Here is a 12101-nt window from a genome sequence, read left to right as displayed (position 1 = left end):
GACCTCGACGCCTACCCCGAGACCGACGCGCCACCCCCGCGACCCACCCTCGATTGGGATGAGCCGGTTTTCGACCGCTCCGTGGCGGGGTTCGCATGTGACCTCGGCAACGTTTGGGCACAAGCAGATCCATTCACCGAACTTCAATTGCCGTGCGGGATCCTATGGGCCCGATGTGGAGTTGTGGTGGACCGGTGGGATTTCGCCGACGATGTCGTGGGGCAATCAGACACCGTGGCTGGAGCAGGTGGCACGATCCGGCCTGGCGTCGGGCAACAGCACCGCGTGCCCGCCCTCGGAGCAGGAGTGGGACGCGACTGGGCTGGTGAACCGGCTGAACAACTATCCCGACATCACCTTGGGGCTTCGCTCGGCCGATGAGAACAATCGCGACGGCTGGCGTCAGTATTCACATGTGGGCGGGGCGGGCTATCCGTTCTTGCGGGTGACCTACAACAGGCCGCCGAATACGCCGTCGGTGCCGTGGGTTGGGTTGAATCCGATGGTGGATGGCGGGTTCACCCGTGGCCCGGATGTGGCGCTGAGGTCGTGGGTGAGCGATCCCGATGGGGATGAGGTCCGGGCCCGCAACTTCGTGCGGCGCCCTGGTGATGTCGATGGCCGGTTCGTGGAGGGCCAGCCGGTCCGTAACGAGTCCTCGAACTCGGTCGCGACTGGTCTGGGTGAGGGGCAGTGGTGGTATTCCGGGCAGGCGGTCGAGACTCAGTGGCCGCACGCGCAGTCCGGCTGGTCCGACACCCGCTCGTTCCAGGTTGATCGCACGGCACCGCCGGCGCCTGTAGCGCAGTTTGCCGGGGCCCAGGCGACCGGGGACCGGAAGTTTACGGTCCGCTCGGGCACGAAGGTCCGGGTGACGGCTGCACCACCGTCCCGGGACGTGTGGAAGTACGTGTGGGGGGTGCAGACCACCCCGACGATCCAGCAGGTCTATCCGGTGCCGGATGTGAACGCTGACCCTTTGGCGATGTGGCATCTGAACCCGCAACCGATGTCGTGGGATGTGACGTTCAATCAGATCTCCAAGGTCGTCCGGTTCCAGATCAAGGCGATCGACTGGGCTGGCAACGAGTCCGCGGTGACTGAGTATGAGTTCAATGTCACTGCGGATGAGGTGCACCGTTACAAGCTCGATTCCAACGGTGCGGATTCGATGCCGGCGCGGATGGATCTCAATTCGGGTCCGTGGACCCCGGACTTGAACGCCCCGGGTGCGCATCATTTCTATGATCCGGAGGGCCATTACGTTCGCGCCTGCCAGGATCGGGCGTATCGGCTGTCGAATGGCTATCTGCGCCCGTCGGTGGAGGGCCCGGCCTATCTGAACACGCAGTCGGCGTTCTCGGTGTCGGCGTGGGTGAAGCTGTCCGAACTCCCACCGCCCGGTCCGGACGGCTCCACCGGTGCGGTATCGATCGTCAAGGGCTGGCCGGGCAGTGTGTTCGTCTTGGGCACGCGCCGTGACGAAGCGGGCAAGGTCCGCTGGGCTGCCGGGGTGGACACCAATCCGGGTGACTCGGCGAAGACCTGGGCGCAGAGCAGTCAGGAAGCCGAGCTCGATCGGTGGGTCCATCTGACTGGGACGTGGGTGCATGACGCCCGGCTGGTCACTTTGTATGTTGACGGCCAGCAGGTGGGCACGGCGACCGCGCCCGGTGTTTTGCCGCAAGGTGAGTGGCTCGGGATCGGGATGGCTCCGAATTTTCCGGATCGGCCGTGGGCCCAGTGGAAGGGCGTGATCGATGATGTGCGCGTCTTCGCCGGGTCGCTGGATGCGGGGTTGATCAACCGGGTCAAAGAAGAGGTCCCGGAAGAGAACCAGTCCTGCACCCCTCCCGCCAACTGATTCTCGCTCGTCTCTCTCCCTGATCCCGTCTTGTTGTCCCGTTTCGCTGTTCCTGGCCGGCTGCGTGCCCGTATGAGAAAGAGTTCGTGGTGATTACTTGGATTCCGCTGTTCCGCCGTCCGGGCACTCCGTGGGGGCTTCGGCTGGTCGGTGTGCTGCTGACCGCTGTGGTGATCGCGGTCGCGACGGCCTTGTCGATGCCGCCGCAGATGGCGAACGCTGCTCCTCCCGAGACGCGGGTCAAGAACCGCTGGCCGGTGGTCGCGCCGGAGCGTCAATCGAGCGGAGCGGAGCCAGCGCGGCAGGCGTTCGCCACCGACAAGACGCGGGAGGCGACCAAACCTCACAACCCGGGCCGGTGGGAGGTGCCGAACGGGACCGCCGAGATCTCCCTTGACGACCCGGCTCTGGAGCAGGCGGGCGTCCAGCGCAGCAACGCCAATGCAGGAGCGAAGGCCAACGGGCTCCCGGTCACGGTGAAAGCGAAGAACCCCTCGCCGCGCGCTGCCCAGCCGAAAGCCGCCGAGTCCGTTGCGCCCAAGGGCCCGAAGTCTGCCCAGCCGAAGCGAAAGCAGTCGCCTCAACCGACGGCAGGGGAGTCGGCGGACCCGCAGACGGCGCCGTCTGCGCAGCCGCAGGAATCGGCTCAGCCCGGAACGCAGGATCGGCCGAGCGGTCCGGCCCCCGACGCAGACCAGAGTTCTAAGAAGGTGCAGGTGCGGGTGTTGCCGTGGGAGCCCACGGCGGCGGCAGGGGTCGGCATGTTGGTGGAGGTCACCGCCGCGGAAGGGATCGATCAGGATCTCGAGGTCGCGGTGGATTACACCGGGGCGGTGCCGGCCTTCGGTGGGGACTGGGCGTCGCGTGCCAAGCTGGTGGAAGTCCCTGCCTGTTTGGCCACCACCCCCGATCAGCCTCAGTGCCAGACCCGGCAGGATCCGGCCGAGGTGAGTGTCCAGAACGACAGCACGGCGTCGATGACGCTGCAGGCCGCGGCTGCGCCGCGGACGATGATGCTGGCGGTTGCCGCGGACTCGGGCGGGGACAAGGGATCGTTCGGCGCGTCCAGCCTGAGCCCGGCCGGGCAGTGGTCCGGCGGTGACTCGACGGGCAACTTTACCTGGTCGCAGGAGCTGGAGGCGCCCGAGGTTGCCGGTGAGCTGGACCCGGAGCCCAATCTGGTGTATTCCCAGCACGCAGTGGATGGGAAGACATCGTCGACGAACAACCAGCCGAGCTGGGTGGGCGAGGGCTGGGATCTGTCCCAGGGTTTCATCGAGCGTGCCTATCGCGGGTGTGCCGATGATCTTGCCGGTTCGAACACCACCGCCAAGACCGGTGATCTGTGCTGGGGCGGGGACAACGCGGTGATGTCGTTCGGGTCCCATTCGGGCGAGCTCGTCCAGGACGGCACGTCCAATACCTGGCGGCTGCGCGATGATGACGGCACCCGGGTGGAGAAGCTGTACGGCGCACCGGGCAGCGGTGATGACAATGGCGAGTACTGGCGGGTCAAGACCTCCGATGGGTTCACCTATCTGTTCGGCCGCAGCCAGGTTCACAGCGCTTCCCCGGCTACCCAGTCCACCTGGACGGTGCCGGTGGTCGGCAACCAGCCGGGCGAGCCGTGCTACACCACCAGCTACGCGAACAGTTGGTGCCAGCAGGCGTGGCGGTGGAACCTCGACCAGGTGATCGACCCGCAGGGCAACACCATGGTCTTGTACTACGGGGCCGAGACGAACAAGTACGGCCGCAACAATGGCGCGGCCACCACCAGTTACACCCGCGGCGGTTACCTGTCGCGGATCGAGTATGGTCTGCGCGCGGGCGCGGAAAATGCGCCTGCCCCGGCGGTGGTTCACTTCGATGTCGCCGAGCGCTGCCTGCCGAACGCTAGCGAGCCGTGCACGACGCTGACCGCGGCCAACGCCAGCCGCTGGCCCGATGTGCCGTTCGACCAGATCTGTGAGACCGCGACGTGTGCCCAGGTTTCGCCGACGTTCTTCACCCGCAAACGCCTCGCGGTGGTGCGCAATGTCGCTGCGGGGCAGGAGGTTGACCGGTGGACGCTGAAGCACAGCTTCCCGGCCACCAACGACGGCTCCTCGCCGGCGCTGTGGCTGGACTCGATCACCCACGCCGGCCCGGGCGGGGCGAATCCCGAGCCGCCGGTCGAGTTCAGCGGCACGGCGATGGAGTCCCGCGTCGATGGGGTCGAGGACACCTTGGGCAATGTCGCCGGACCGTTCCTGAAGTACCGGATCACCGGGATCAAGAACGGGATGGGCGGGGAAACCGTGGTGACCTATTCACCGAAGGACTGCAGCCCGGCATCATTGCCGGCGCCGGAGACCAACGGACGCCGCTGCTTCCCGGTCGCGTGGGCACCGCCGGGGCATCAGCCCCGCACACACTGGTTCCACACCTATGTCACCACCCAGGTCACCGAGACCGACCGGTCCGGGGTCTCGCCGAAGTCGAGCACCAAGCACTACCAGTACCAGGGCCAGCCGGCGTGGGCGTGGAATGACCATCCCACCATCAAGGACGAGTACCGTAACTGGGACCGGTTCGTTGGCTACGGCAAGGTCACCACCATCACCGGTGACCCGAACTCACCGACCGCGCTGAAGAGCGAAACGGTCTACCACCGCGGCCTGGACGGCGACCGAGCCACCCGTGGCGGCGGGACCAAGACCGCCACGGTCGCCACCTCCGACGGCGCCACGGCGGTCGACCATCTTGCCCTGCGCGGCAACCCGCGCGAAACCCTCACCTACAACGGCCCGAACGGGCCGGTGATCGGCGCGGAGAGTTTCGAGTTCACGCTGCCCGCGCCGCGGGCGACCAACAGCCGCGGCTGGAAAGCCCAGCCGGTGCACCAGACGGTCCACGCGTCCAAGGCCGCGGTGGCCGACGGCTGGCGCCGCGGGGAGATCCGCACCAGTTACGACGCCGAGGGACGCGCGGTCCAGATCGAAGACCGCGGCGACCTGGCCGTGGCCGGTGATGAGCAGTGCACCCGCAAGACCTACGCGGTCGACAACGGCTCGGGTGTCCAGGACGCCGAAAGCAGCGAACAGGTCCGGGCGACCTCTTGTGCCGCGTGGCCGGCGGTTCCGACCACCGATCAGGTGATCGAGGACGTCCGCACCTTCTATGACGGTCTGCCGTTCGGGCAGGTGGGTGCCGGGAACGCCACCCGCAACGAAGAGGCGATCGGGACGGTGACCAATGGCCAGATCACCTATGCCGCCACCGTGACCGGCTACGACCAGCTCGGCCGTGAGGTCAGCGAGACCGACGCCCTGGGACGCACCACCACCACCGCCTACACTCCTGCGGGTGCAGGATTGCTGACCCGGGAAACGGTGACCTCGCCCGACCCCGACGGCCCGGGCCCACTCGCTGCGCATGTCACCACCACCGACTACGACCCCCGGCACGGCACGCCGGTCAAGGAAGTCGAGCCGGGCGGGGAGACCACCGAGGCTGCGATCGATCAGTTCGGCCGGATCACTGCGGTGTGGAAACCGGGTCGTGACCGGGCCACCCAGTCGGCCAGCGAAACCTATGAGTACACCACCAGGGCTGCTGGCCCGAACGCGGTCACCACCAAGACGTTGCTGCCGAATGGCACCAGCTACCGGACCAGCGTGGAGATCATCGACGGTCTCGGCCGCAGCGTCCAGTCCCAGACCGAAACCTTGGGCCAGTCGGTCGACAACAACGGCATCGTCACCAACACCCCGGGCCGGATCCTCAACGACATCGTCGTGGACGAACGCGGTCTCGAGGTCGGCAAGCGGGGCCCAACCTTCGCAGCCGGTGCTCCCTCCACCACCTATGTCACGGTGCCGGATGGTTCGGTGCCCTCGGCGACCACCGTCGAGTACGACGGTGCTGGCCGGGCTACCAAGTCCACGCTGCTGTCACGCGGTGTGCCAAAGCACTCGGCCACCGCGAGCTACCAGGGGCTGGAAACCCGGATCACCCCACCCAACGGGGCGGCGCCGACCACCCAGATCAGCGACACCCAGGGCCGCAGCGTCGCGGTCCGGACCCATACCGGGCCATCGTTCAGCACCGCCTATGACGAGGTGCGGTATGAGTACAACGCCCGCGATGAGATGGTGTCGATGATCGATGCCGCCGGGAACCGGTGGCGCTACACCTACGACCTGGCCGGGAACCGGATCCAGACCGACGACCCCGACGCCGGCCGCTCCACTGCCACCTTCGACGCCGAAGGCAACCAGCTCACCCATACCAACGCCCGGGGCCAGACCCTGGCCACGACCTATGACGCGCTGGACCGTAAAACCAGCCTGCGTGACACGAATGCCACCGGTGCGCTGCGTGCCGAATGGGTGTATGACACCGTCAAGGTGGACCAGCCCACCGAATCCTCCCGCTGGATCGCTGGGCAGAAGATCACCTCCCGCACCACCGCCTTCGATGCCGCGGGACAGGTGCTGAAGGCCGAAACGGTCGTGCCGCAGATCCCGAACTGGATCGAGGCGCCGCTGGCGAAGACCTATCCGGTGGAGAACACCTACAACGCCGACGGCTCGTTGGCGACCACGCTGCTGCGCGGCACCGGGAACATCAGCTACGAGCGGATCCAGTACGGCTATGACGAGATCGGTCGGCCGAAAACGCTCAGCGGCAACGGTGCCTATGTGTCGAACACCGTCTACTCCGCCGATGGGAAGGTGCTGCAGCTCGCGACCGGGAACACCGTCGGTCAGGCAACGTGGTCGACCTACCGGCATGATGATGCCACCGGTGCACTGACCCAGTCCCGGTTCGATCGCGAGATCGTGCCGAACGCTGATGCGGTGGTGGATTACACCCGCAACGACGCCCAGCAACTCACCAAGATCACCACCACCTTCCCGCAGGCGGCCAGCCCAGCGGATAACCAGTGCTTCACCTTCGACCACCAGCAGCGCATCACCCGGGCCTGGACACCGGGCAACGGGGACTGTGCGGCGGCGCCGAGCACCGCGAGCCTCGGTGGACCTGCGCCGTACTGGCTGGACTGGAGTTTCGACAAAGCCGGTAACCGGCTGAGCGAAACCTCCCGCACCAGTGCCGGTGACACCCTCAGCACCTGGGACCATCCGGCACAAGGTGACGGTGTGGCACGCCCGCATGCTCCGTTGACCCAGAAGGTCACCAAACCGGGGCAGGCCACCCAGACCAAGAACCTGTCCTATGACGCGGATGGCAATACCACCGCCCGTTCGGCGTCGGCCGGGATTTTGCTTGGTACCAGTGCGAATGATCAGCAGCTGACCTGGGATCCCGAGGGGAAGCTGGCCACCGCGACCGCGCAGGGCCAGAGCGTGGCCTTTGCCTATGACAACGATGGTGATGAGCTGATCCGTCGGGACGGGACCAGTACCCGGCTTGATCTGGGTCATACCCAGCTCACCTTGAACCGGTCCAGCAACCTGGTCACCGCGGAGCGGAGCTATGAGCACGCTGGGCAGACCGTCGCGTTGCGGACCGGGCCGAACTCGGGTGATGTGCGGACGCTGTGGTCGGATCTGAACAACACCGCGACCTGGCAGGTCAACAACGCCACCAGTGATCTGCAGACGCGCCGGACCCATATCTATGGCGGGGACCGTGGGCCTGCGCCCGGTGGCTGGGCAGGTACGAAGGGCTTTGTGCAGGGGACCAATGATCCCTTGCTGGGGATCGTGCACCTCGGTGCCCGGGACTATGACCCGTCCTCGGGCCGGTTCCTCTCCCCGGACCCGGTGATTGATCCCGAGAACCCGCGGCAGTGGAACGCCTACGACTACGGCGGCGCCAACCCGGTCATGAACCCCGACCCCACCGGTGAATTCTGGCCGATCATAGTGGCGGGCTTGCGGGCTTTGGCGCGGCCGGCCTGGCGGGCGGGTGCTCCAGTAGTCGGGAGGCTCTTTACTCGGTATGTGGAGCCTGCCGCTAAGGCTGGTCTCGCGGCGGTGAAGGCGAATGTATCCACAGCCATCCAAAATGCCCGCAACCTCCGCAATGCCCTCAGGCCGAAATCGGTCAACAAGGTGCCCAAAGGGAGTGCCGGGGTGCGCCGAGGAGGGGCGAAGGCTGCGCCGAAGTCAAGCGCCCGCGCGCCGAAGTCGCAGTCACGCGGACCGGCAACCAAGGGTGCGCCACGCTCCAAGGCGAGCAACGCCGGACGCAGCAAGAGCGCGACCAAGCCAAGTGCCAGGCGTGCCAAGGGCGGTTCGATCACCAGCAAGGCCGGTTCGAGGGCAGTCAAGGGGTCTATCAAGAGATCGCAGTCTGCGTCAGCAACTAGGAAGTCGACGTCAGCGCGTTCGGCGAAGACCGGCGCCTCCAAACAGTCGTCCGGGAGGTACTTAAATGACACGTGGCACAAGGCCACGTTTGAAAACCGGACGCGTTCGGTTCAGTATCATGTGAACAAGCATGGAAACGGTCGAACAGCCGTTCAGTACACGCAGGACGCAATGAAGTTTTATGCACAAAATAGATCGCTCGGTCAATCGGTAACTCTTAGGGACGGTACGGCTGGCGTAAAGATTTCGACCAAGCAGGCGTTGCCAGGAGGCGGGGTTCGCCGCGTAGGGGGATTGTGGACGAAATCTGGACGACTGGTAACATTCTGGGACTGATTATGGATATCCAAAGAATCGAAAAAACAGCAGCAAAATTAGATCGACTCCCATTCCCACGACCGCCCGTCGATGACTCATTGGCTGACTGGATTATGGATCTTCTTGATGCAGATGGGTACTACGCTGGGCTCGCCCAGTCGGCCCTATATGGTGGACGGGTGCGACGACCCCCGGACGGCGGACTCTCTGACCTCAGGGAGCGGTTAAGTCATCTAGTTGCCCATACTTCAGAGGATGAGAAGATACTCGATGACTGTCGCATCTATTTCTCCGCATTGGAAGATCTTGAGCAGGCGCTGAGATCGTAAACCGGCTCTTCATGATCGAGGAGGTAGTTGGGGTCTGAAGCCGCCGGCCTCCAGCAGGGATCTGGCGATGTAGTTGGTGAGGTTGCGGAAGCCGAGGACGGATCTGCGGAGGTGTTCGAGTCTGGGGTTGATGGCTTCGGTGGGCCCATTGCTGGTCCGGCGGTGGTCGAAGTAGGCCAGCACGTCGGCGGCGCGCTTGGTCAGGTTCTGGCCGAGCTTGGTGATCTCGACCAGCGCCTTCGGCACGACGGTGCTGATCGCCTCGATGACCTGGGTCATCAACTCCCGGCCGTGGCGGCGGTCTGGGTGGCGGTAGGCGGCGATCAGCCGCTGGTAGACCGCCCAGGTCGCCTCGACCTCGACATGGGCGTCATCGGTGAACAGCGCGCTCAGCCTGGCGGCTTGTTTGTCGGTGAGCAGGCCCGCGCCGGTGCACAGTGTGCGCCGGCGCGGCATACAACGGGTCGCCTTTCCTCCCGCGATGGCCGTGGATCTGGAGTTGGATCCGGCGGCGGCAATGATCGAGCGCATCGCCGGCGAGCCGGGCCACGGGGCAGGGATCCATCACCGTCACCACGTCGGGGACTTCCTCGACCGCTGCGGTCTTGAACCCGGTGAACCCGTCCATCGCCACGATCTCCACCCCCGCACGCCAAGACGCCTCACGCTCGGCGAGCCAGGCCTTGAACGCGGCCTTGGAGCGACCCTGAACCATGTCCAGCAGGCGTGAGATGTTGGATCACGATCGCTTCCAACGCCCACCGCAGCGCGCGCCACGACAGTTTCTTCCGTGGCTCGGCCGCGGTGGTGGTGTCTTGGCGCCACACATGCCCGCACTCAGTGCACCGGTAGCGACGCACCACGACCTCCAGCAGGGTGGGTCGCCAGCCCAGCGGCTCGTGCGCCAGCCGCCGGGTCACCGAGTCTCGTGCGGTGCCCTCGCAACCGCAGCGTCGACACCACCGCTCATCCGCAGACCCGGCCCCCCGGCAGGCCAGCACCACCCGATCAGGCTCCAGCCGCTGCCCGGTAGCGATCAGCCCGAGTTCATCGAGTCGGCAGAACGTGGTCAGATCACAGCCAGCGAAACCTGCCGGCACGGTAGCGTCGGACATGTCGAGGTCTTTCGGATGGATGGCCTAGGAACCCCCATCGTCGGGAGATCTCGACCCCTATCCCCGCACCGACGCGCCGGCAATCCCCAGCAACCCACGCCCTGCACCCTCAACTGTGAAGAGCCTGTTACGCTCGTGGGCGGGGTCGCTGCCCTGCAGCAGGCAAGGCGGTCATCAACTGGCTGACCACAGAGACTGACGTAAGTAGCTGCAGATCGTCATCGATGGTCGCATGGGCGAGGTATCTGAGCGCGGGCGCCGGATCGGAACAATCTTGTCGAGTCTCGGGCTCAGATGGAGCTCGAGTTCATGTGCCATGCACTCAAAGATCGTGGCCAGATGGGCGTGCATGCTGCCGACAGACACGGGTATCCGCGGCGACGAGCAGTCTCAATGTGGACTCGCTGACGCCGACCTGCGCACAGATGCTCGTCAAGGAGGTGCCACGCTGCCGGAGCGCGGCGATCTCCTCGAGCGTGGGACTGCTGCACGGATAGGTGACAACTGACCTGGCTTGCCCGATGGGCAGGCTTGAGAGGATGTCGCTGTGCCCAAGCCCTACCCCCGCGAGTTCCGTGACGACGTGGTTCGTGTCGCCAGGAGCCGGGACCCGAAGACCCCGCTCGACCAGATCGCGAAGGACTTCGGGATCCACCAGACCACGTTGAACTCGTGGATGCGCCGCGCCGATGTCGAGGACGGCGTGAAGCCTGGGATGACCGAGGACCAGAACGCCGAACTGCGTGAGCTCAAGCGCCGCAACCGGCTGCTCGAGCAAGAAGTGGAAGTCCTCCGCAGGGCGGCCGCCTATCTGTCGCAGGCGAACCTTCCGGGAAAATGATGTACCCGCTCGTCCGCGAGCTGGCCGAGGACGGGATCCCCGTCTCGGTGACGTGCGGGGTGCTCAAGATCGCTCGCCAGCCCTACTACCGCTGGCTCGCCCAACCGGTCACCGATGCCGAACTGGTCGAGGCCTACCGCGCGAACGCCTTGTTCGACGCCTACGACGACGACCCGGAGTTCGGTTATCGGTTCCTCGTCGACGAGGCCCGCGATGCCGGCCAAGCGATGGCGGAGCGGACCGCGTGGCGGATCTGCTCCGCCAACGGCTGGTGGAGCGTGTTCGGCAAGCCCAACAAGGGCAAGGCGAACAAACCCGGCCCGCCGGTCCACGACGACCTGTGCGCCTTCGTTGACACGCACGGCGTGACCCGTCACGAGTTCAACGCGGAGGGTCCGAACCGGCTCTGGGTCGGCGACATCACGGAGCACTGGACCGGTGAAGGCAAGCTCTACATGTGCGCGTTCAAGGACGTCTACTCCAACCGGATCGTGGGCTACTCCATCGACTCGAGGATGAAGTCCCGGCTCGCGGTCGCGGCGCTCAACAATGCCGTCGCGCGGCGCGGTGACGTGGCCGGATGCGTGGTCCACACGGACAGAGGATCGCAATTTCGTTCCACAAAATGCGTCCGTGCACTCAACCGTCACGGCATGGTCGGATCGATGGGCCGGGTCGGCGCCGCGGGTGACAACGCCGCCATGGAGAGCTTCTTCGCCCTACTCCAGAAGAACGTCCTCAACCGCCGTGCCTGGGCCACTCGCGAAGAGCTCCGGATCGCGATCGTGACCTGGATCGAGAGGAGCTACCACCGACGCCGCAGGCAGTCCGCCCTCGGACGATTGACCCCCGTCGAATACGAAGCAATCATGACCACGCCAGCCACTCAGGCTGCGTGACCCACCTGTCACCCAATCGTGCAGCAGCCCCAATCGTGCAGCAGTCCCCGTCGCTGCCGGGATGCCATGCGTTGAGTGCAACTTCCCGGCGCCGATGAGAATCCTGCGCACGGCGTAGTCACTGATCCGGACCTGGCGTGCGATCGCCGCCATCGACTCCCCAGCGCGGTATCGGTCGACAACCTCCCCGCGGGTGACGGCTGGGATGCGTCGCCGGGCTGGCCCGGATGGGTGCCGCCTCGGTCCGGTGCAGGGCAGTGCGGCTAATCTCCGCAACTTGGGCAGGTTCACCTCCTGCCTGGCGTACCGTCGCAGGATGTGCACGATCAGGCCCCGGGATCGACGAGGTGGATTCTTGCGGTCCTCGCAACACCTGATGGTCTAGGCCGGTAGTAGATCACGCAAACGCTCG

Annotated in this window: 3 protein-coding genes and 1 pseudogene; 3 read left to right on the top strand and 1 reads right to left on the bottom strand. The window is 65.7% G+C overall.

What is annotated here, in order from left to right; all coding sequences use genetic code 11:
- Positions 1-97 precede the first annotated feature (97 nt).
- Both ACYVGD_RS15565 and ACYVGD_RS15560 read left to right on the top strand, forming a co-directional pair.
- Positions 98-1864 (top strand): LamG domain-containing protein, encoded by a 1767-nt coding sequence (locus ACYVGD_RS15565; RefSeq protein ID WP_460744697.1) that lies wholly within the window; start codon positions 98-100, stop codon positions 1862-1864.
- A 152-nt stretch (positions 1865-2016) separates the two neighbouring features.
- Positions 2017-8523 carry an RHS repeat-associated core domain-containing protein gene (locus tag ACYVGD_RS15560; RefSeq protein ID WP_460744696.1) on the top strand — a complete coding sequence of 2169 codons (6507 nt, stop codon included), beginning with the start codon at positions 2017-2019 and terminating at the stop codon, positions 8521-8523.
- A 320-nt stretch (positions 8524-8843) separates the two neighbouring features.
- Here ACYVGD_RS15560 and ACYVGD_RS15555 read toward each other — a convergent pair.
- Positions 8844-9949 (bottom strand): annotated as a pseudogene (locus ACYVGD_RS15555) (ISL3 family transposase).
- 547 nt (positions 9950-10496) lie between these two features.
- On the opposite strand from ACYVGD_RS15555, the gene ACYVGD_RS15550 reads away from it, so the two are divergent.
- Positions 10497-11689, top strand: a protein-coding gene (locus ACYVGD_RS15550; protein WP_460744695.1) for an IS3 family transposase whose coding sequence is annotated in 2 segments (ribosomal slippage) — positions 10497-10781 and positions 10784-11689 — 1191 coding nt in all. Because the reading frame shifts where the segments join, the coding sequence is not laid out codon by codon here.
- Positions 11690-12101 lie beyond the last annotated feature (412 nt).

Source organism: Mariniluteicoccus endophyticus, assembly GCF_054780035.1.
The sequence above is the reverse complement of the archived record's forward strand: the minus strand, read 5'-3'. Positions and strand labels throughout refer to the sequence as shown.